A 21,934-nucleotide genomic window follows, 5' to 3' on the forward strand; every position below is an offset into this window, starting at 1 on the left:
TTCGCTCGCTTGCTGACATCCCCATCGAAAGACAACGCATGTCTAACTCGCCCATGTCTCGTCGCCGTCTCCTCGCCTCCGCCGGCGCGCTGGGCATCGGAGCCCTCCTCACCGCCTGCGGAGAGGACGACAAGTCCTCCTCGACCAAGGGCGGCGGCTCCTGGAGCTTCAAGGACGACCGCGGCAAGGTCGTCAAAACCGCACAGAAGCCGCAGACCCTCGTCGCCTACATCAGCACCGCCGCCGCGCTCTACGACTACGGAGTTGAGTGCAAGGGCGTCTTCGGCCCGAGCAAGCCGGTGAACGGCAAGCCCAACCCCCAGGCCGGAAACCTCGATGTCTCCAAGACGACGAGCCTCGGCGAGGCATGGGGCGAGTTCAGCATCGAGAAGTACACGGCGCTCCAGCCCGATCTGCTGATCAGCAACATGTTCCCGCCGCCCGCCCTCTGGTTCGTACCCGAGGAGAGCGTGAAGAAGATCGAATCGGTGGCACCTTCGATCGGTATCGCGGGCGCCCACAAGTCCCTCCTCGAACCACTGCGCCGGTACGAGGAGTTGGCCGAGGCCCTCGGCGGCGACCTTAAGTCCGCGCAGGTCACCCAGGCCAAGGCGCGCTTCAAGGCCGCAGAGGCAGCCGTGCGCAAGGCGGCAGCCGCCAACCCCGGACTCAAGGTCCTCGCCATGAGCGGCGACAGCGAGCAGTTGTACGCGGCCGTACCCGACTCCTACTGCGACCTGAACTACTTCAAGGACCTCGGCGTGGAGATAATCGAGGGCAAGAAGAGCGATGAGTGGGGCTTCTGGGAGTTCCTCAGCTGGGAGAACGCCGACAAGTACCACGCCGATCTCATCATGATCGACAACCGCTCCAGCGCCCTGCCTGCCGCGGACCTGCTGAAGAAGCCGACCTGGGCCGGACTCCCCGCCATCAAGGCTGGCCAGACCGTGCCCTGGTCCATGGAGGAGCGCTACAGCTACGCCGGTTTCGCGCCCGTTCTGGAGCAACTCGCCGCCGCCATCACCCGGTCGAAAAAGCTGACTCCGTAGCCGAAGCACCCTTCAGCTCACTCTGTTCGTCCCCTTCATCATTGCCATGTCCTCCCCCGGCCACGACCCCGGTTCGCCCGTGGCCGGGCCGGGGAGAGGGCATGGCACGAATGACGACCGCCCAACACGTCAGATTTCCGGGTCCCAACTCGGGCCGGAGCACAACCCGCGGCTCCGACTCCGACTCCGACCCGCAGCATCCGGCTCCGACTTCGGCTCCGGCAAACGCAACGGACGACGACGCCCCTACAGCCCCAGCCGGGCCAGCGCCTTCGCCGTCCCCCCATCGAACACACCGTCACCCGCCCGGCTCCAGGCCGCCGCGCACAACGCTCGCAGGCCGTCCAGGACATCGCCGTCACCGTCCAGCACGAGTTCACCGTCCCGCACGGCCGCGGTCCACTCCGAGCAGGCGAACGCCTCCCCGACCGGCGACACTTCGGGCTGGCCGATGAGCAGCCCGCGCAGATCGGCGTCGACATACGTCGGCCGGTGCTCGGGCCTCGCCACCAGCAACTGTGCGGCGTCAGTCACCCCGGTGAGCACCAGGAGCGAGTCCACCGCACCGTTGAAGGCGCCTTCGATGTCGGTGTCCAGCCGGTCGCCCACCACCAGGGGCTTCCGCGCCCCCGTCCGCAGAATCGTCTCCCGGTGCATGGGCGGCAACGGCTTGCCCGCCACCTGCGGCTCCGCACCGGTGGCGATCCGCACCACCTCGACCGCAGCCCCGTTGCCCGGGGCGATCCCCCGCCCACTGGGAATCGTGAGATCCGTGTTGGACGCGAACCACGGCACACCGCGCGCAATCGCGTAGCACGCCTCCGCGAACCGACCCCAGGGCAGCTCGGGCCCCCCGTACCCCTGCACCACCGCGGCAGGGTCGTCATCGGCCGAATCCACCGGCTCCAGACCCCGTTCGCGCAGCGCGACCCGCAGTCCCTCGCCGCCGATGACCAGCACACGAGAGCCGGCGGGCACCTGCTCGGAGATCAGCCGGGCAACCGCCTGCGCCGAATTGATCACGTCATCGGCCACAGCGGACAGCCCCAACTCCCGAAGGTGCGCCGCGACCACATCGGGCGGCCGGAGCGCATTGTTCGTCACGTACGCCAACCGCATCCCGCCCCGCTGCGCCACCAGAAGCGAGTCAACCGCGTGGTCGATCGCCTCGCCACCGGCGTACACCACACCGTCCAGGTCCAACAGAGCGGTGTCGTACGCCTCGCTCAGCGCCGTCACACTGCCACTCGGGCCGGTCCTGCTCCGCTGACTCATTCGACTCTGCCCCTCGATCGGCGTCACTCCCCCGATCATCGCTCATCACACTCCACGCATACGATGCACGAATGAACAGCGAAGGTCCCGCGACCAACGACGGTCTGCGTCTGCTCCCCTTCCGCGGACTGCGGTACGCCGCCGAGCGGGTCGGCTCCCTCGCGGCGGTGACCTCGCCCCCGTACGACGTCGTCGTCAGGCCGGACGGGCTGCACCACCTGGAATCCGCGGACCCGTACAACATCGTCCGGCTGATCCTGCCGCAGGCCACGACCCCCGCGGCACGCCACCGCCAAGCAGCCGACACCCTCGCCCGTTGGGAAGCCGAAGGCGTCCTCGCCCAGGACCCGGAGCCCGCCCTCTACGTGTACGAACAGCGCCGGGGTGACGTCCTCCAGCGCGGCGTCATCGGTGCGCTCGCGCTCTCCGAACCGTCGGAAGGCACCGTCCTCCCCCACGAGGACGTGATGCCCGACATCGTTGCTGACCGTGCCGCCCTGATGCGGGCCACGGGAGCCAACCTGGAACCCTTGCTCCTCACCTACCGCGGCACAGGGGCCGCGACCGGCGCGACGGCCATCATCGAGCAGACCGTGCAGCGCCCCCCTCTGCTGGCCACCACCACGGAAGACGGCTTCAGCCACCGGCTCTGGTCAGTGACCGACCCTGCCGACCTGGCCGCCGTCCACGCCGATCTCACCGAGCGACAGGCCCTGATCGCGGACGGACATCACCGCTGGGCGACCTACCTCAAACTACGCGCCGAACATCCCGACCCCGGGCCCTGGGGCTACGGCCTGGTCCTCTTGATCGACATGGCCCGCTACCCCCTCCAGGTGCGCGCGATTCACCGGCTGCTGCACCGCTTCCCGGTCGCCCGGGCCCTGGCCGCGCTCGACGGCGCGTTCCGCGTCCAACGCCTTTCAGTACCGCTCCCTGAGGCGCTGGAGACCCTGGCCATGGCTGCGGCGGACGGAAATGCGTTCCTGCTCGCCGGCGACGGAGCCTTCCACCTCGTCGACCGTCCGGAACCGGAACTGCTCGCGCGCACGGTCCCCCACGACCGTCCCACCGCCTGGCGGGAGCTGGACGCGACCGTCGTCCACTCCACGCTCCTCGATCACCTCTGGAGCATCCCGGACACACCGGAACACATCTCCTACATCCATGAGACCGCCACGGCGGTCGAGCAGGCGGAGCGCACCCTAAGCACTGCGGTCGTGATGCACCCGGTGGCAGAGGAAGTCGTACGCGAGCTGGCACGCGAGGGCGTGATGATGCCCCGCAAGTCGACGTCGTTCGGGCCCAAGCCCGCGACGGGGTTGGTGCTCAGACGCCTCACCGAGAACTGACAAAGGGGCGGCACCTCAAGGTGCCGCCCCTTTGCTTTCTCCGTCAGTGGCTACGGACGCTCGTCACCCTCGTCGGCGACATCCACGTCGTCCACTACCTCATCCGCCAGGTCCGGCGCGGGCACGTCGTCACTCTCACCGCCGTCACCGTCCTCGCCGTCTTCCTCATCGCCTTCGTCCTCGTCGTCCTCTTCGGTCGACGTCTCGTCGGCCTCGGAAGAACTCTCGGCGTCATGGGCGTCGGTGTGGTCGCTGTCGTCACCGTCAACATCGATGGCGTCGACGAACTCCACACCATCCATCTCGGCCAACCGGTCCGACGCATCGGTGACACCGTCCTTGTCGGCCTCCAGCGCCTTGGCGAACCACTCGCGCGCCTCACCCTCACGTCCGGCAGCCAACAGTGCATCGGCGTACGCGTAACGCAGCCGCGCGGTCCAGGGCTGTACGGAGTGGGAGGCCAGCTCGGGGCTCTGCAAGGTCACGATCGCGGCCTCAAGCTGGTCCATGTCACGACGAGCACCGGCCGCGACGAGACGCATCTCCACCTGACCCGCCTTGTCGAGCTTCTGGACCTCGGCCTCACCGGCCATCGCCAAAGCTCGCTCGGGACGGCCCAGACCGCGCTCGCAGTCAGCCATCACCGGCCACAGCTCCACCCCACCGGTCATCCGTCGCGCCGCACGGAACTCCGCGAGCGCTTCGGTGTACCTCTGGGTGGCGTACGCGGCGAATCCAGCGGCCTCACGGACCGCGGCCACCCTGGACGCCAGACGCAGGGCGATCTTCGAGTACCCGTAGGCGAGCTCGGGGTCCTCATCGATCAGCTTGGCCACCATGACGAGGTTCTTGGAGACCTCTTCGGCCAGCCCCTTGGGCAGGCTCATCAGCTCCTGGCGTACGTCCTGGTCGATCTCATCGCCAGTGACGTCCTCGGGGATGGGCAGGCGCTTGATCGGCTCCCGATCGGGGCGATCACGGTCATCGCGACGGCCATAGCCACCGCCATCATCGCGACGCCCTGAGCCACCACGGTCGTCACGTCGCCCGTAGCCGCCTCCACCGGAACGCCCACCCCGGTCGTCACGCCGGTCATCGCGGCGGAAACCGCCACCGCTGCTACCACCGCTGCTACCACCACTGCGGTCATCACGGCGCGGACCACGGTCATCGTCCCGACGGAACGCCGGACGATCATCACGCCGCTCATCCCGACGGAACCCACCACCAGCGCCCGACGAACCACTACCCCGGTCATCGCGACGGGGACCGCGATCATCATCACGACGGAAACCACCACTGGTAGGCCGGCCACCACGGTCACCCGAAGGACCGCGATACCCACCACCACTACCACCACTACCGCTACCACCGCGGTCATCGCGGCGAGGGCCGCGATCATCATCACGACGGAACGCCGGACGATCATCACGCCGCTCATCCCGACGGAACCCACCACCGCTGCTACCGCTACCACCGCGGTCATCACGACGAGGGCCACGGTCATCGTCACGACGGAAACCACCACTGGGACGGTCATCGCGACGGAACCCACCGCCACCGCCACTACCACTGCGGTCATCGCGACGGGGGGCGCGGTCGTCATCGCGACGGAAACCACCACTGGCAGGTCGGCCACCACGGTCACCCGAAGGACCGCGATACCCACCACCGCTGCTACCACCACTGCGGTCATCACGGCGCGGACCACGGTCATCATCACGACGGAACGCCGGACGATCATCACGCCGCTCATCCCGACGGAACCCACCACCGCTGCTACCGCTACCACCGCGGTCATCACGACGGGGACCACGGTCATCGTCACGACGGAAACCACCACTGGTAGGCCGGCCACCACGGTCACCCGAAGGACCGCGATACCCACCACCACTACCGCCACTACCGCTACCACTGCGGTCATCACGACGGGGACCACGGTCATCGTCACGACGGAAACCACCACTGGTAGGCCGGCCACCACGGTCACCCGAAGGACCGCGATACCCACCACCACTACCGCCACTACCGCTACCACTGCGGTCATCGCGGCGAGGGCCGCGGTCGTCATCACGACGGAACGCCGGACGGTCATCACGCCGCTCATCCCGACGGAAGCCACCACCGCTGCTACCACCACTGCGGTCATCGCGACGAGGGCCACGGTCATCGTCACGACGGAAACCACCGCTGGCAGGTCGGCCACCACGGTCACCCGAAGGACCGCGATACCCACCACCGCTGCTACCACCACTGCGGTCATCACGGCGAGGGCCGCGGTCGTCATCACGACGGAAACCACCACTGGTAGGCCGGCCACCACGGTCACCCGAAGGACCGCGATACCCACCACCACTACCGCCACTACCGCTACCACCGCGGTCATCGCGACGGGGACCGCGATCATCATCACGACGGAAACCACCGCTGGTACCGCGATCGTCTCGGCGGAACCCACCACTGGCGCCCGCGGGACGGTCATCGCGTCGATCGTCTCGGCGCGGTCCTCGGTCATCGCGCGGGCCGCGGTACCCGCCGCGGTCATCATCACGTCGGGGGGCACGATCGCGGTCGTCACGACGGAACCCGCCCCGGTCGCCACCGTCCCTACGACGTGGCTCGCGCTCTGATCGGTCGTCGGGAGAGTTGGGGGACATCGACGTGACTCCTGTCTGCAGGTACTGCAATCATTCTCGCGCAACCGGCGACCGGCCGCGCTTCGGTAAAGACAAAACAAAAAGGACCCTCGATCCAGCGTGAACGCTGGACCAAGGGTCCTGAAATATTGTTCGGCGGTGTCCTACTCTCCCACAGGGTCCCCCCTGCAGTACCATCGGCGCTGAAAGGCTTAGCTTCCGGGTTCGAAATGTAACCGGGCGTTTCCCTCACGCTATGACCACCGAAACCCTATCGGTTTCGAGCGAACAAGCACACTTTGTAATTATGGCGTTCTGCTCAAAACAGCAACAGTCGTTGCCTCAGAACCAACACAGTGGACGCGAGCCTCTATGGACAAGCCCTCGGCTTATTAGTACCAGTCACCTCCAGCGGTTACCCGCCTTCCAGATCTGGCCTATCAACCCAGTAGTCTCCTGGGAGCCTTAACCCCTCAAAGGGGGTGGGAGTCCTCATCTCGAAGCAGGCTTCCCGCTTAGATGCTTTCAGCGGTTATCCTTTCCGAACGTAGCCAACCAGCCATGCCCTTGGCAGGACAACTGGCACACCAGAGGTTCGTCCGTCCCGGTCCTCTCGTACTAGGGACAGCCCTTCTCAAGACTCCTACGCGCACAGCGGATAGGGACCGAACTGTCTCACGACGTTCTAAACCCAGCTCGCGTACCGCTTTAATGGGCGAACAGCCCAACCCTTGGGACCGACTCCAGCCCCAGGATGCGACGAGCCGACATCGAGGTGCCAAACCATCCCGTCGATATGGACTCTTGGGGAAGATCAGCCTGTTATCCCCGGGGTACCTTTTATCCGTTGAGCGACGGCGCTTCCACAAGCCACCGCCGGATCACTAGTCCCGACTTTCGTCCCTGCTCGACCCGTCGGTCTCACAGTCAAGCTCCCTTGTGCACTTACACTCAACACCTGATTACCAACCAGGCTGAGGGAACCTTTGGGCGCCTCCGTTACTCTTTAGGAGGCAACCGCCCCAGTTAAACTACCCATCAGACACTGTCCCTGATCCGGATCACGGACCCAGGTTAGACATCCAGCACGACCAGAGTGGTATTTCAACAGCGACTCCCAACACACTGGCGTGTGCTGTTCACAGTCTCCCACCTATCCTACACAAGCCGAACCGAACACCAATATCAAACTATAGTAAAGGTCCCGGGGTCTTTCCGTCCTGCTGCGCGAAACGAGCATCTTTACTCGTAGTGCAATTTCACCGGGCCTATGGTTGAGACAGTCGAGAAGTCGTTACGCCATTCGTGCAGGTCGGAACTTACCCGACAAGGAATTTCGCTACCTTAGGATGGTTATAGTTACCACCGCCGTTTACTGGCGCTTAAGTTCTCAGCTTCGCCCCACCGAAATGGAGCTAACCGGTCCCCTTAACGTTCCAGCACCGGGCAGGCGTCAGTCCGTATACATCGCCTTACGGCTTCGCACGGACCTGTGTTTTTAGTAAACAGTCGCTTCTCGCTGGTCTCTGCGGCCACCCCCAGCTCACCGAGTAAATCGGATCACCAAGAATGGCCCCCCTTCTCCCGAAGTTACGGGGGCATTTTGCCGAGTTCCTTAACCATAGTTCACCCGAACGCCTCGGTATTCTCTACCTGACCACCTGAGTCGGTTTAGGGTACGGGCCGCCATGAAACTCGCTAGAGGCTTTTCTCGACAGCATAGGATCATCCACTTCACCACAATCGGCTCGGCATCAGGTCTCAGCCTTAATGTGTGACGGATTTACCTACCACACGGCCTACACCCTTACCCCGGGACAACCACCGCCCGGGCTGGACTACCTTCCTGCGTCACCCCATCACTTACCTACTACCACCTTGGATCAGCGGCTCCACCACTCCCCCTCACTCCGAAGAGATCAAGGGCGGTTTCACGGCCTTAGCATTAATGGGCTCGATATTGGGCGTTTCAAAGCGGGTACCGGAATATCAACCGGTTGTCCATCGACTACGCCTGTCGGCCTCGCCTTAGGTCCCGACTTACCCTGGGCAGATCAGCTTGACCCAGGAACCCTTAGTCAATCGGCGCACACGTTTCCCACGTGTGTATCGCTACTCATGCCTGCATTCTCACTCGTGAACCGTCCACCACTCGCTTACGCGGCGGCTTCACCCGGCACACGACGCTCCCCTACCCATCACAACAGGCGTTAGCCCTATATGCTGCAATGACACGACTTCGGCGGTACGCTTGAGCCCCGCTACATTGTCGGCGCGGAATCACTTGACCAGTGAGCTATTACGCACTCTTTCAAGGGTGGCTGCTTCTAAGCCAACCTCCTGGTTGTCTCTGCGACTCCACATCCTTTCCCACTTAGCGTACGCTTAGGGGCCTTAGTCGATGCTCTGGGCTGTTTCCCTCTCGACCATGGAGCTTATCCCCCACAGTCTCACTGCCGTGCTCTCACTTACCGGCATTCGGAGTTTGGCTAAGGTCAGTAACCCGGTAGGGCCCATCGCCTATCCAGTGCTCTACCTCCGGCAAGAAACACACGACGCTGCACCTAAATGCATTTCGGGGAGAACCAGCTATCACGGAGTTTGATTGGCCTTTCACCCCTAACCACAGGTCATCCCCCAGGTTTTCAACCCTGGTGGGTTCGGTCCTCCACGACCTCTTACAGCCGCTTCAACCTGCCCATGGCTAGATCACTCCGCTTCGGGTCTTGAGCATGCTACTAAAACGCCCTATTCGGACTCGCTTTCGCTACGGCTCCCCCACACGGGTTAACCTCGCAACACACCGCAAACTCGCAGGCTCATTCTTCAAAAGGCACGCAGTCACGACATACCAAACAAAAGCTTGATATGCGACGCTCCCACGGCTTGTAGGCACACGGTTTCAGGTACTATTTCACTCCGCTCCCGCGGTACTTTTCACCATTCCCTCACGGTACTATCCGCTATCGGTCACCAGGGAATATTTAGGCTTAACGGGTGGTCCCGCCAGATTCACACGGGATTTCTCGGGCCCCGTGCTACTTGGGTGTCTCTCAAACGAGCCGCAATCATTTCAGCTACGGGGGTCTTACCCTCTACGCCGGACCTTTCGCATGTCCTTCGCCTATGACTACGGTTTCTGACTCGTCTCACGGCCGGCAGACCGTAAAAGAGAGATCCCACAACCCCGCATACGCAACCCCTGCCGGGTATCACACATATACGGTTTGGCCTCATCCAGTTTCGCTCGCCACTACTCCCGGAATCACGGTTGTTTTCTCTTCCTGAGGGTACTGAGATGTTTCACTTCCCCTCGTTCCCTCCACATGCCCTATGTGTTCAGGCATGGGTGACAGCCCATGACGACTGCCGGGTTTCCCCATTCGGAAACCCCCGGATCAAAGCCTGGTTGACGACTCCCCGGGGACTATCGTGGCCTCCCACGTCCTTCATCGGTTCCTGGTGCCAAGGCATCCACCGTGCGCCCTTAAAAACTTGGCCACAGATGCTCGCGTCCACTGTGCAGTTCTCAAACAACGACCAGCCACCCATCACCCCACCCAAACCTGAGCGAGTACACCGGGACCGGCAGAAGGAACACAAGCAAAAATCGCCCATGCCCTCAGACACCCAACAGCGCGCCCAACAAACCCACCCACCAGCCACCACTTTCCACACCACTCAATAAATCAAGCAGTAGTACTCGTGATGAACCAGCAAGCAAGCTCACTGAATAGTCAACGTTCCACCCATGAGCAACCAGCATCGAACATTCGCCGATGTACTGGCCTCTGAACCAACCCCGAAAGACTGGTTAAGAAGTGCTCCTTAGAAAGGAGGTGATCCAGCCGCACCTTCCGGTACGGCTACCTTGTTACGACTTCGTCCCAATCGCCAGTCCCACCTTCGACAGCTCCCTCCCACAAGGGGTTGGGCCACCGGCTTCGGGTGTTACCGACTTTCGTGACGTGACGGGCGGTGTGTACAAGGCCCGGGAACGTATTCACCGCAGCAATGCTGATCTGCGATTACTAGCAACTCCGACTTCATGGGGTCGAGTTGCAGACCCCAATCCGAACTGAGACCGGCTTTTTGAGATTCGCTCAACCTCACGGTATCGCAGCTCATTGTACCGGCCATTGTAGCACGTGTGCAGCCCAAGACATAAGGGGCATGATGACTTGACGTCGTCCCCACCTTCCTCCGAGTTGACCCCGGCAGTCTCCTGTGAGTCCCCATCACCCCGAAAGGCATGCTGGCAACACAGAACAAGGGTTGCGCTCGTTGCGGGACTTAACCCAACATCTCACGACACGAGCTGACGACAGCCATGCACCACCTGTATACCGACCACAAGGGGGGCACCATCTCTGATGCTTTCCGGCATATGTCAAGCCTTGGTAAGGTTCTTCGCGTTGCGTCGAATTAAGCCACATGCTCCGCTGCTTGTGCGGGCCCCCGTCAATTCCTTTGAGTTTTAGCCTTGCGGCCGTACTCCCCAGGCGGGGAACTTAATGCGTTAGCTGCGGCACCGACGACGTGGAATGTCGCCAACACCTAGTTCCCAACGTTTACGGCGTGGACTACCAGGGTATCTAATCCTGTTCGCTCCCCACGCTTTCGCTCCTCAGCGTCAGTAATGGCCCAGAGATCCGCCTTCGCCACCGGTGTTCCTCCTGATATCTGCGCATTTCACCGCTACACCAGGAATTCCGATCTCCCCTACCACACTCTAGCCTGCCCGTATCGAATGCAGACCCGGAGTTAAGCTCCGGGCTTTCACATCCGACGCGACAAGCCGCCTACGAGCTCTTTACGCCCAATAATTCCGGACAACGCTTGCGCCCTACGTATTACCGCGGCTGCTGGCACGTAGTTAGCCGGCGCTTCTTCTGCAGGTACCGTCACTTTCGCTTCTTCCCTGCTGAAAGAGGTTTACAACCCGAAGGCCGTCATCCCTCACGCGGCGTCGCTGCATCAGGCTTTCGCCCATTGTGCAATATTCCCCACTGCTGCCTCCCGTAGGAGTCTGGGCCGTGTCTCAGTCCCAGTGTGGCCGGTCGCCCTCTCAGGCCGGCTACCCGTCGTCGCCTTGGTAGGCCATCACCCCACCAACAAGCTGATAGGCCGCGGGCTCATCCTGCACCGCCGGAGCTTTCAACCCGAAGAGATGCCCCTTCAGGTGGTATCCGGTATTAGACCCCGTTTCCAGGGCTTGTCCCAGAGTGCAGGGCAGATTGCCCACGTGTTACTCACCCGTTCGCCACTAATCCACCCCGAAAGGCTTCATCGTTCGACTTGCATGTGTTAAGCACGCCGCCAGCGTTCGTCCTGAGCCAGGATCAAACTCTCCGTGAATGTCTACCCGAAACCGGGTCAAACACCACACAAGAGCGGAACCATCCGAAGGAATATTCGGAACGGTTCACAGCGTCCTCGCTGTAGTGCGCCCCACACCAAACCAATGGCATGAGGACTTTTTTCAAAGGAACCACATCTCCTAAGAGACGGGGTATCAACATATCTGGCGTTGACTTTTGGCACGCTGTTGAGTTCTCAAGGAACGGACGCTTCCTTCAAGTCCCTCTCAGGACTCTCCGGGCTTTTCCCTCCGGTCTTGCGTTTCCAACCCTACCAGACCTTTTTCTCACTCCGTTTCCGGACTTCGAATTCGATCCAGCACCCGATTGGAAGGGCTTTTCGCCTTTCGGCGTGTCCACTACGTTAGCTGATGCCCTGTGCAACTCATAATCGAGTTCATCGGGATGAATTCCGGCATGCCGAAATAGAACCCGATTGGGTTTTGCAAGATGTAGTGGATGGTCGCTTCCGGGGTGCTGAACAGCAGGCCCGGCTCAAGCGGCTCGGGCTACGTTAGGCGGCTCCTGGTGCCGAGTCAAGTTGACCTTCGGCGCGGGGCGTGCGGCCGGTAGGGGCTGACCGTCGAGTCCCCGTCGATCCAGTAGCGCCAGGGCTGATGGGCTCCTCCGCCGCCCACTCCCGTGCGTGGACCGTTGCGCACCAGCTCAGCACGGGGAGCGGGGCCGGGGAGCAGTACGAGGGGGGCCGCCTCGTCAGCACAGAGGTCCGTGCCGTTCAAGGCCCGGTCGACATCGAGCGCGGTTGCGAGTCGGGCCGGCCCTTTGGCCAGTTCTCGGTCATGACGGGCCGAGAACCGACGTTTGCGGGCAAGATCTGCGCCTACCTGGATCTCACCTGCCCGGAGAAGGACCCCACTGGCGCGACCCTCCGGACCGCACACGGCGTTGAGGCAGTGCCACATGCCGTAAGTGAAGTAGACATAGGCATGGCCCGGTGGTCCGAACATGACCTCGTTGCGCGCGGTACGACCTCGGTAGGCGTGCGAGCCCGGGTCGACTTCACCGGCGTATGCCTCCACCTCGGTGATCCGTAGCTCGATGGTGCCTTCCGCCGAGCGGCGTACCAAGGTGCAGCCGAGGAGCTGGGGAGCGACCTCCAGAACGGGGCGGTCGAAGAACTCGCGCGGCAAAGGCGTACGGTCGGAGGTCTCGATCATGCCGTCCGAGGGTAGCGGGGAACCGGTGGCCCTTGAGGTGCGTAAGTAGGGGTCAAGGCCGAGCAAGAGGAAGAAGGAGTAGACATGGGTTTCAAGAAGCTGCTGGCGAGTCTGGGAGCCGGAGGGGCCTCGGTGGAGACGGTGCTCACCGAGGAGAACGTCGTACCCGGCGGTGTGGTGCAGGGTGAGGTGCGCATCGAGGGCGGTTCCGTCGACCAGAAGATCGAGGGCCTGTCCATCGGCCTTCAGGCGCGGGTCGAGGTGGAGAGCGGCGACGGCGAGTTCAAGCAGGACCTTGAATTCGTCAAGCAGCGACTCGGCGGCGCCTTCGAGGTGAAGGCCGGGGCGGTCCATGTGGTGCCCTTCGGTCTGGAGATCCCCTGGGAGACCCCGGTCACCAGCATCGCCGGACAGCAGCTGCGCGGAATGCACATCGGTGTCACCACGGAGCTGGAGATCGCCCGCGCGGTGGACTCCAGCGATCTGGACCCGATCAATGTGCACCCGCTCCCGTCCCAGCAGGCCATCCTCGACGCCTTCCTCCAGCTGGGGTTCCGCTTCAAGAGCGCGGACATGGAGCGCGGGCACATCCGTGGGACGCGGCAGCAGCTGCCGTTCTACCAGGAGATCGAGTTCCTGCCGCCGAGCCAGTACCGGGGTCTGCACCAGGTGGAGTTGACCTTCGTCGCGGATTCCCGCGAGATGGACGTGATCCTGGAGATGGACAAGAAGCCGGGACTGTTCAGCGAGGGAAGCGACTCGTACAAGGCGTTCAAGGTGGGTCACCACGACTTCCAGTCGACCGACTGGAGTGCGTACGTCAACCAGTGGCTCGCCGATGTCGGTGGTCGTAGGAACTGGCTCTAGGCTCCGAAGCGGTAGGGAAGCAGCAGCAACAGCCGAGCCGGAGGTACAGCCGTGACCGAGTCGAAGAAGGCGCCCCTTCCTCATGACTTCCATCCCCGGGTGCCGTCGTTCACGGTCGTGAGCGACGACGTCAGCCCGGGATCGGCCCTGAAGGACGCGCAGGTCCACGCCGAGGGCAACACCTCGCCCCACTTGCGGTGGGAGGGGTTCCCCTCGGAGACCAAGAGCTTCGCCGTCACCTGTTTCGATCCGGATGCCCCTACGGGCAGCGGCTTTTGGCACTGGGTGCTCTTCGACATCCCCGCGTCCGTGACCGAACTGGCCCCCGGGGCCGGGAGCGGGTCCTTCAAGGGTCTGCCCGACGGCGCGGTTCATGCTCGCAACGACTACGGGACGAAGGACTTCGGCGGAGCCGCTCCCCCCGCGGGTGAGAACCACCGCTACGTCTTCACCGTGTACGCGGTGGACAGCGCGGAACTCGGACCCGACGAAGATGCGTCACCTGCGGTCGTGGGCTTCAACTTGCGGTTCCACACGCTCGCGCGTGCCTCGTTGATCGGGGAGTACGAAGGTCCGTCGGCCGACTGATCATTCGTCTGTTGTTTGCCCTGCTCTGGTCTTGGAGAGATCAGAGCAGGGCACTTTTCTTTTCTGGGCCCGGGGGAAGCCCCGGGAGGGGGCGCGGATATTGCGTTGTCCATCTCGTCGCGCCCAGCCAGAGTTGATCCGAGCCCAGAGCCCGATCACGGGTGGGGCCGGGATACGGAGGTGGGCGTGATGCGCGACACGCTGGTACTGAATGCGAGCTTCGAGCCGCTGTCGACGGTGTCTTTGAACCGTGCGGTCGTGCTGGTCCTCCAGGACAAGGCCGTCGTCGAGCAGGCCCACCCAGGACTTCGGGTCCGTGCCGCCACCGTGGAGCTTCCGGTGCCACGGGTGATCAGGCTGTGCAGATACGTACGGGTTCCCTTTCGAAGACAGGCACCCTGGTCGAGGCGGGGAGTGCTGGTCCGGGACCAGTACCGGTGCGCGTACTGCGGCAGGCGCGCCACCACCGTCGACCATGTCGTGCCGCGTTCCCACGGTGGTGCGGACAGCTGGCTGAACACGGTGGCTTCCTGCGCGGAGGACAACCACCGCAAGGCGGACCGTACGCCGGAGCAAGCGGCGATGCCGCTGCTGCGGGAGCCCTTCGTACCGTCGCCCGCCGATGCCATGCTGCTGGGGTTGCGGGCGGGCGAGCGTTCCGAGCTGCCTGATTGGTTGGTCGCGCGGCCTGCCGCGTAGCGCAGAGTGTGTTCGGGCCCGTCTTCGACTTGGATCGGGGGCGGGCCTCGTCGTGTCAGCCGTAGCGTCGCAGCAGCAGTTGGGCGATGGCGACCGTACCCACCGCGACGATGAAGGCGCGCAGCACTGTCGGCGAGAGCTTGCGGCCGTACTTGGCACCCACTTGGCCGCCGATGGCGGATCCGATCGCGATCAGGATCACGGCGGTCCAGTCGGGGTCGGCGACGATGATGAAGAAGAGTGCGGCGATGGAGTTGACGACTGCGGCGAGGACGTTCTTGACGGCGTTGATGCGTTGCAGGCTCTCGTTGAGGAGCATGCCCATCAGGGCGACGTAGAGGATGCCCTGGGCCGCCGTGAAGTAGCCGCCGTAGATGCTGGCGGCGAGCAGTCCGACGATGAGGAGCGGTCCGCCGTCGGGGTGGGCGTCCGTGGTGCCTTTGGCTGCGCGGCGGCGTTGAACGGCCCGGGAGATGCGCGGCTGGAGGACGACCAGGACGAGCGCGAGCGCGACGAGGATCGGGACGATGGTCTCGAAGGCGGTGGGCGGCAGGGTGAGCAGTAGTACGGCGCCGCTGATGCCGCCGACCGCTGCGACGATGCTGAGTCGGATGGTCCGGTCGCGCTGGCCGACGAGTTCGGCCCGGTAGCCGATGGCGCCGCTGATGGCGCCGGAGACGAGGCCGAGTGCGTTGGAGACGGTCGCGGTGACGGGTGACAGGCCGGTGGCGAGGAGCACCGGGAAGGTGATCAGCGTTCCCGAACCGACGACGCTGTTGATGGCGCCGGCGCTGATGCCCGCGACGAAGACGGCGAGCATCTCCCAGATGGTCACACTGTGCCCCTCGATGATCGGTGCCGAATGCACCGATCATGCCTGACCGGGTGGGACGTCAGGTGACGGGGGGCTCTTCCCGACGCTCGACCGGACCGCCGCCGTGTCCCCCTCCGTGCCCGCCGCTGTTGCCCCCATCGTTGCCGCCGCTGTTGCCGCCGGTGTTGAAGCCGGGGACACCGCCGCCGAGGTTGCCGAAGGCGCCGGAGAGGCCCTTGAGGGCGTCACCGATCTCGCTGGGCACAATCCAGAGCTTGTTGGCATCGCCCTCGGCGATCTTCGGCAGCATCTGGAGGTACTGGTAGGAGAGCAGCTTCTGGTCCGGGTCGCCCGCGTGGATGGACTCGAAGACCGTGCGGATGGCCTGGGCTTCACCTTCGGCGCGCAGGGCGGCGGCCTTCGACTCGCCCTCGGCGCGCAGGATGGCGGACTGCTTCTCGCCTTCGGCGGTGAGGATCTGGGACTGGCGGATGCCTTCGGCGGTGAGGATGGCGGCCCGCTTGTCACGGTCGGCGCGCATCTGCTTCTCCATCGAGTCCTGGATGGAGGTGGGCGGCTCGATGGCCTTGAGCTCGACGCGGTTGACGCGGATTCCCCACTTGCCCGTGGCCTCGTCGAGGACACCGCGCAGGGCGGCGTTGATCTCCTCGCGGGAGGTGAGGGTTCGCTCCAGGTCCATGCCGCCGATGATGTTGCGCAGGGTGGTCACGGTGAGCTGTTCGATCGCCTGGATGTAGCTGGCGACCTCGTAGGTCGCTGCCCTGGCGTCGGTGACCTGGTAGTAGATCACGGTGTCGATGTTGACGACCAGGTTGTCCTGGGTGATCACCGGTTGGGGCGGGAAGGGGACGACCTGTTCGCGGAGGTCGATGCGGTTGCGGATGGAGTCGATGAACGGCACGACGATGTTCAGTCCGGCGTTCAGGGTGCGGGTGTAGCGCCCGAACCTCTCGACGATGGCGGCGCTGGCTTGTGGGATGACCTGGATCGTCTTGATCAGGGCGATGAAGACCAACACCACCAGAATGATCAGGACGATGATGATCGGTTGCATCGAGTTCCCCGTGTCCTTCGCTGCCGAGTGATTCTGATGATCGAGTTTCCCAGACCATGGGCTTGTATGGGGAGCGTTCTGGTCTGTTGTCTCACTTCAGTGGGTTCTGTGAGTCGTTGTGGCGTCGATCCACCGGTCACATCACGACCGCGGTGGCTCCTTCGATCTCCACGACGTCGACCTGCTGGCCGACTTCGAAGGCCATGTCAGCGTCGAGTGCCCGTGCGGACCAGATCTCCCCAGCGAGTTTGATGCGTCCCCCGCTGCCGTCGACCCGTTCGAGCACAACGGCTTGACGCCCCTTCAGGGCGTCGACTCCGCTGGCGAACTGGGGCCGTCCGGCGCGATGTCGGCTGGCGATCGGCCGGACGACCGCGATGAGCGCGACGGACACCACGACGAACACAAGCACTTGGGCGACCACTCCCCCGCCCAGTGCCGCGACGATGGCGCCGCCGACCGCGCCTGCGGAGAACATGCCGAACTCCGGCATCGCCGTGAGGACGAGCGGAATCCCCAGTCCGACCGCGACGATCAACCACCACACCCACGCGTCGATTTCCACGCCTCCATGGTAGTTCTGCCGGTCGGGGTCACGACAGGGGGCGAGGAGGGCTCAACACGTACGAGACACGGCCACCGGCTCCGACTGTGGGGCGGGTGTGGCTGGTGATTGCTCCTGGGGGTATCCGGGGCCAACCGGATGTTCTGAGAGGTGCATGGCGGTATGAAGTTGTTCGCGTCCGTACGTACGTTGCGTACGGGGCGGGTCAGCGGAGCGGGAGGCCCTGTGCCGTCCAGCGGGCTCCGTTGCGTTCGACGACCAGGGGCAGACCGAAGCAGAGCGAGAGGTTGCGGGAGGTCAGTTCGGTCTCGACGGGACCGGCGGCGAGCACCCTGCCCTGTCTGATCATCAGCACATGGGTGAAGCCCGGAGGGATCTCCTCGACATGGTGGGTCACCATGATCATCGAGGGGGCGATCGGGTCACGGGCGAGCCGGCCGAGTCGACGGACCAGGTCCTCGCGGCCACCGAGGTCGAGTCCTGCCGCGGGCTCGTCGAGGAGCAGCAGTTCCGGGTCGGTCATCATGGCTCGCGCGATCAGCGTGCGCTTGCGCTCTCCTTCGGAGAGGGTGCCGAACCGACGGTGCAGGTACTCCGTCATCCCGAGGCGGTCGAGGAAGGCACGGGCGCGGTCCTCGTCGACCTGGTCGTAGTTCTCGTGCCAAGTGGCGGTCATGCCGTAGGCGGCCGTGAGGACCGTCTGGAGGACGGTCTGGCGCTTGGGCAGCTTCTCCGCCATGGCGATGCCGGCCATGCCGATGCGGGGGCGGAGGTCGAAGACGTCGATCCGGCCGAGGCGCTCACCGAGGATCGTGACCTCGCCGCCGCTGGGGAAGAGGTAGCTGGACGCGAGGTTGAGGAGCGTGGTCTTGCCGGCGCCGTTCGGGCCGAGGATGATCCAGCGCTCTCCCTCCTTGACCGACCAGGAGACGTCGTCCACTAGAGCGCGTCCGTCGCGGACCACGGATACGTCCACCAGCTCCAGTACATCGCTCATGAGCGCGTTGTCTCCCCATGCAATCGTCTTGAGGTTGTGTGGAGGCGCTGTGTGCCTGTGGGCACAGCCCCATGGGAAAACCTACGCCACCGACCGAGCAACCCCGTCCCCCGGTCCGATCCTTAGGCTGGAGCCATGCTTGTGGAACCGCGTTCAGGACGTCTGGCCTCATGGGGGAACTCACTCCTGGGTCATTTGGTGTCACCCGACGAGGCGGTGGTGGCCATCGTCGGTGACGACGCCGTGCATCGGGTCGAGGGGCTGCCGGGTGAGGCGGGGCCGGTGGGGCTCACGCTCGCGCTGGGCCGGCTGCGGGTGCTGGGGGTGACCGGCTGGCGGCTCGCGTTGCCGGTGCCGGGGCATCCGCTCGGTCTCAGCGGCCCGCCCGACTTCAACGCCCGCGCCTTGGAGGCGCAGGAGGCCGTGGTCGGGTACGGGGCGCCGTACGGGCTGGTGCCGGAGATCAGCGAAGCGGGTCACCCGGGTGATCCGGCCGATGTGCACACGGAGGTGGTCTGGCACTGTCTGCCGGTGCGCGAGGCACCGCCGGCCGACGTGCCGTCGCTGGGAGAGGCCGAGCGCGAGCTTGCGGAGGCGCTCAGAGCGGCGACGGAGGCCCTGACCCGACTCGACGTGGCCGCGTCGGGTCCGGTGGCGGAGGCTGCGCTGGACGCCTACCGGGCAAGGGCCGAGCGGGGGCGGGAGGCGCTGGCTCCGGGCTATCCGCCGCGGGCGGTGCGGGTGTTGGAGCTCGCCCAACGGGTGGCGCTGCTGGTCTCGGTGGCCCTGGACGGCGGCGGGACCCGTCTCGGCGGTGCGGTGAGCGCGTCGCAGATCGGTGCGCGCGGGGAGGCGCTGCGGCCGGTGGAGCGGGTGGCGCGGAGGGCGCAGGTGGCGGCGTACAACGCCTTTGTGGAGGAGCGGGAGCGGGGCGCGTCCTGACGGTGGCGACTCGGCGCCGTCGGTAGGGTCCCGGGCTGTCTTACCGTCCCGGGTCTCGTCCCGGTCGTGCCGCGGCGGCCCGGGACCGTTGGTGACGGGCGGTGGCGGTACGAGGACGCCCGGGCATCCGAGCCAGCTCTTGGGGAGGAGGCTTCGGATGCCCGGGCAGGTGGGCCAGCGTCAGCCGTTGATGCCCAGGTTGCCGAACGCGGGGTTCAGAAGGCCGATCACGTTCACCGTGTTACCGACGACGTTGACCGGAACGTGGACCGGTGCCTGGACGAGGTTGCCCGAGCCGACGCCCGGGGAGCCCACGGCGTGACCGCCTGCGTGCGCGCCCGTGGTGGCGGAGGCCATGCCCGCACCCGCGGCGATCAAGCTGCCGGTGATCATGGTGAGGGCTGCGGCCTTCTTCAGGTTCTTCACTTTTGAACTCCTCCTGGCGTTCGCCGCGGCCAATCGCCGCGGCTCGCCCTGGAGAACGCCCGGACGGCGCACAGGATGCGCCGTCCGGGTGACATACACCCGACAGTATGAATCTCAGACTGGAACGGAACCGTCTGCAGGTCTGCCCGTCGGTGAGTCGGTCAGTACCGGTCAGCCGGTAGTTCTTCGTGCCGCTCAGTCGGTGAGGCCGTTTCTGACCGCCCAGAGCGCCGCCTGGGTGCGGTCCGCCAGATCGAGCTTCATCAGGATGTTCGACACATGTGTCTTGACGGTCTTCTCGGAGAGGACGAGGGCCCTGGCGATCTCCCGGTTGGAGCGCCCGTCGGCAATGAGGCCGAGGACCTCGCGCTCCCGCTCCGTCAGGGAGGTACCGCGTCCCGAGCCACTGCCGGGCTCGTCCTGGGACAGCAGCGCGCCGGCCACCTCCGCTTGGAGCAGGACATGGCCGGCGTGGACCGAACGGATCGCGCCGGCCAGCGCCTCGGGGTCCACGTCCTTGTACACGTACCCGGAAGCGCCGGCGCGCAGGGCCGGCACCACGGTGCGCTGCTCGGTGAAACTCGTGACGATCAGCACCTTGGCGGGGTTGGACAGCTCCCGTAGTTTGCGCAGCGCCTCGATGCCGTCCGTACCGGGCATCTTCACGTCCATCAGGATGACATCGGGCATGAGTTCCTGGGCACGGGCGACTCCCTCGTCGCCGTCGCCCGCCTCCCCCACCACTTCGATGTCGCCCTGGATCTCCAGGAAGGTCCGCAGACCCCGGCGTACGACCTGGTGGTCGTCGACCAGTAGGACCCGAACCGTCTTGTCACCCACCGGGGACCTCCATCTCGATCGTCGTGCCCTTGCCGGGTGCTGACACCACGCGTAGCCGACCGCCGACCCCGCTCGCGCGGTCGCGCATCGAGACGAGTCCCAGATGGCGACCCGCCCGGCGGATCTCGCGGGGCTCGAAACCCTTGCCGCTGTCGGTGATGCTGAGGACCGCGCCTTGTCCGCGGCGGGCGAGGACGACATCGACCTTCTTCGCGCCCGAGTGGCGCAGCGCATTGTGCAGGGCCTCCTGCGCCACCCTGAGCAGGGCTTCCTCCTGGGCCGCGGGAAGTGCCTTCATCCCACAGGTGTCAAAGGTGACGGTGGCGCTGTGCGCTCGGTCCAGTACGTGGATCTGGGTCCGCAGGGTGTTGATGAGTCCGTCCTCGTCCAGTGCGGCGGGCCGCAGTTCGACGACGGCGGCGCGCAGTTCCTCAGTGGCCTCGGCGGCGAGCGCGGCAACCTGCTGGAGCTCGCCCTTGGCGCGGGCCGGGTCACGGTCGACGAGGGCCGCCGCTGCCTGGGCCGTCAGACGCAGCGAGAACAGCTTCTGGCTGACGGCGTCGTGCAGTTCGTGGGCGAGGCGGGACCGCTCCTCGGCAATGGTGAGCTCGCGGCTGCGCTCGTAGAGTCGGGCGTTGGTGAGGGCGATGGCTGCGTGCTGGGCGAGGATCGACAGCAGTTCCTCGTCCTCTTCCGTGAAGCCGCAGTCGCCCTGTGGTTTGGGGCAGGACTTGTTGGCGAGGAAGAGGGCGCCGATGACCTCGTCGCCGTCCTTGATGGGGAGGCCGAGGAAGTCGGACATCTCGGGGTGTTCGGCCGGCCAGCCCTCGAAGCGGGGGTCCTTGCGGACGTCGGCCAGTCGCTCGGGCTTGGCGTCGTGCAGCATGGCGGCGAGGATGCCGTGCTGGCGGGGCAGCGGTCCGATGGCCTTCCACTGGGCGTCGCTGATCCCGTCGACCACGAACTGGGCGAAGCCGCCGTGGTCGTCGGGGACGCCCAGCGCCGCGTACTGCGCATCGAGCAGTTCTCGGGCCGAGGCGACGATCGTCTTCAGCACATCGCGCACCTCAAGATGCCTGCTCATGGCGAGTAGGGCGGTGCTCACGGCTGCGAGACCGGTGCTGGGTTGCTGACTCATGAACTCACGGTACCGGCGGTCGTGACGCCGCGTATCGGGCCGGGGACGGCCGTCGCTTAGGGCTGGGGGACTAGGTCGAAGTGCCTTCAGGGTGGGGTCCCGCGGACGAGGCGGCCCGTCGGGTGCCGTTCCT

16 protein-coding genes, 3 rRNA genes and 1 pseudogene are annotated in these 21,934 nt (G+C 65.0%); 6 read left to right on the forward strand and 14 right to left on the reverse strand.

Annotation, left to right across the window (positions count from 1 at the left end; translation table 11 throughout):
* The first annotated feature begins 53 nt into the window (after positions 1 to 53).
* Positions 54 to 1,049, forward strand: a complete 996-nt coding sequence (locus OID54_RS09375) for an ABC transporter substrate-binding protein (protein WP_329016720.1) — start codon at positions 54 to 56, stop codon at positions 1,047 to 1,049.
* 246 nt (positions 1,050 to 1,295) lie between these two features.
* Here the strand turns inward: OID54_RS09375 and OID54_RS09380 are convergent, their stop codons facing one another.
* The gene (locus tag OID54_RS09380; protein WP_329016722.1) at positions 1,296 to 2,324 is read right to left on the reverse strand and encodes an HAD hydrolase-like protein; all 1,029 of its coding nucleotides are present in this window, start codon (positions 2,322 to 2,324) and stop codon (positions 1,296 to 1,298) included.
* A 71-nt stretch (positions 2,325 to 2,395) separates the two neighbouring features.
* On the opposite strand from OID54_RS09380, the gene OID54_RS09385 reads away from it, so the two are divergent.
* Complete coding sequence (locus tag OID54_RS09385; protein ID WP_329016723.1) at positions 2,396 to 3,676, forward strand: DUF1015 domain-containing protein; 1,281 nt, start codon at positions 2,396 to 2,398, stop codon at positions 3,674 to 3,676.
* Between the two features lie 50 nt (positions 3,677 to 3,726).
* Here OID54_RS09385 and OID54_RS09390 read toward each other — a convergent pair whose 3' ends face one another.
* The 6 genes and pseudogenes from OID54_RS09390 to OID54_RS09415 form a co-directional block, all read right to left on the reverse strand.
* Positions 3,727 to 4,563 (reverse strand): hypothetical protein, encoded by an 837-nt coding sequence (locus tag OID54_RS09390; protein ID WP_329027363.1) that lies wholly within the window; start codon positions 4,561 to 4,563, stop codon positions 3,727 to 3,729.
* A gap of 90 nt (positions 4,564 to 4,653) precedes the next feature.
* Positions 4,654 to 5,508, reverse strand: a pseudogene (locus OID54_RS09395) (hypothetical protein); the annotation flags it as partial.
* Between the two features lie 955 nt (positions 5,509 to 6,463).
* Positions 6,464 to 6,580 (reverse strand): 5S ribosomal RNA (gene rrf / locus OID54_RS09400).
* A gap of 104 nt (positions 6,581 to 6,684) precedes the next feature.
* Positions 6,685 to 9,813, reverse strand: a 23S ribosomal RNA gene (locus tag OID54_RS09405).
* 331 nt (positions 9,814 to 10,144) lie between these two features.
* Positions 10,145 to 11,670 (reverse strand): 16S ribosomal RNA (locus OID54_RS09410).
* The 16S, 23S and 5S rRNA genes sit together here, the layout of an rRNA operon.
* Positions 11,671 to 12,208: 538 nt before the next feature.
* A complete protein-coding gene (locus OID54_RS09415) occupies positions 12,209 to 12,850 on the reverse strand; it encodes a DNA-3-methyladenine glycosylase (protein WP_329016727.1) in 642 nt (213 codons plus the stop codon).
* An 84-nt stretch (positions 12,851 to 12,934) separates the two neighbouring features.
* Between OID54_RS09415 and OID54_RS09420 the strand changes: the two genes are divergently transcribed.
* From OID54_RS09420 to OID54_RS09430, 3 genes are all read left to right on the forward strand, one after another.
* On the forward strand, positions 12,935 to 13,717 hold the full coding sequence (locus tag OID54_RS09420; RefSeq protein WP_329016730.1) for a sporulation protein: 783 nt from the start codon (positions 12,935 to 12,937) through the stop codon (positions 13,715 to 13,717).
* A 51-nt stretch (positions 13,718 to 13,768) separates the two neighbouring features.
* Positions 13,769 to 14,305, forward strand: a complete 537-nt coding sequence (locus tag OID54_RS09425; protein ID WP_329016734.1) for a YbhB/YbcL family Raf kinase inhibitor-like protein — start codon at positions 13,769 to 13,771, stop codon at positions 14,303 to 14,305.
* Positions 14,306 to 14,494: 189 nt separating this feature from the next.
* Positions 14,495 to 15,004, forward strand: coding sequence for an HNH endonuclease (locus OID54_RS09430; protein ID WP_329016738.1), 510 nt, complete (start codon positions 14,495 to 14,497; stop codon positions 15,002 to 15,004).
* Between the two features lie 55 nt (positions 15,005 to 15,059).
* Here the strand turns inward: OID54_RS09430 and OID54_RS09435 are convergent, their stop codons facing one another.
* The 4 genes from OID54_RS09435 to OID54_RS09450 all read right to left on the reverse strand — a co-directional run bounded on the left by OID54_RS09435 (position 15,060) and on the right by OID54_RS09450 (position 18,455).
* A complete protein-coding gene (locus OID54_RS09435) occupies positions 15,060 to 15,839 on the reverse strand; it encodes a sulfite exporter TauE/SafE family protein (protein WP_329016742.1) in 780 nt (259 codons plus the stop codon).
* Between the two features lie 58 nt (positions 15,840 to 15,897).
* On the reverse strand, positions 15,898 to 16,893 hold the full coding sequence (locus OID54_RS09440) for an SPFH domain-containing protein (RefSeq protein WP_329016745.1): 996 nt from the start codon (positions 16,891 to 16,893) through the stop codon (positions 15,898 to 15,900).
* 136 nt (positions 16,894 to 17,029) lie between these two features.
* Complete coding sequence (locus OID54_RS09445) at positions 17,030 to 17,458, reverse strand: NfeD family protein (RefSeq protein ID WP_329016748.1); 429 nt, start codon at positions 17,456 to 17,458, stop codon at positions 17,030 to 17,032.
* A gap of 205 nt (positions 17,459 to 17,663) precedes the next feature.
* Positions 17,664 to 18,455: an ABC transporter ATP-binding protein gene (locus OID54_RS09450; protein ID WP_329016750.1), complete on the reverse strand. Its 792-nt coding sequence runs from the start codon at positions 18,453 to 18,455 to the stop codon at positions 17,664 to 17,666.
* Between the two features lie 135 nt (positions 18,456 to 18,590).
* On the opposite strand from OID54_RS09450, the gene OID54_RS09455 reads away from it, so the two are divergent.
* Positions 18,591 to 19,397, forward strand: coding sequence for a hypothetical protein (locus OID54_RS09455; RefSeq protein WP_329016753.1), 807 nt, complete (start codon positions 18,591 to 18,593; stop codon positions 19,395 to 19,397).
* A gap of 180 nt (positions 19,398 to 19,577) precedes the next feature.
* On the opposite strand, the gene OID54_RS09460 is transcribed toward OID54_RS09455, so the two are convergent.
* From OID54_RS09460 to OID54_RS09470, 3 genes are all read right to left on the reverse strand, one after another.
* Positions 19,578 to 19,823, reverse strand: a complete 246-nt coding sequence (locus OID54_RS09460; RefSeq protein WP_329016756.1) for a chaplin — start codon at positions 19,821 to 19,823, stop codon at positions 19,578 to 19,580.
* A gap of 195 nt (positions 19,824 to 20,018) precedes the next feature.
* Positions 20,019 to 20,663, reverse strand: a complete 645-nt coding sequence (locus tag OID54_RS09465; protein WP_329016759.1) for a response regulator transcription factor — start codon at positions 20,661 to 20,663, stop codon at positions 20,019 to 20,021.
* Complete coding sequence (locus tag OID54_RS09470; protein WP_329016763.1) at positions 20,656 to 21,801, reverse strand: GAF domain-containing sensor histidine kinase; 1,146 nt, start codon at positions 21,799 to 21,801, stop codon at positions 20,656 to 20,658. The genes OID54_RS09465 and OID54_RS09470 overlap by 8 nt, the downstream gene beginning before the upstream one ends.
* Positions 21,802 to 21,934: the final 133 nt, after the last annotated feature.

This window comes from Streptomyces sp. NBC_00690 (assembly GCF_036226685.1).
Taxonomy (GTDB): domain Bacteria; phylum Actinomycetota; class Actinomycetes; order Streptomycetales; family Streptomycetaceae; genus Streptomyces.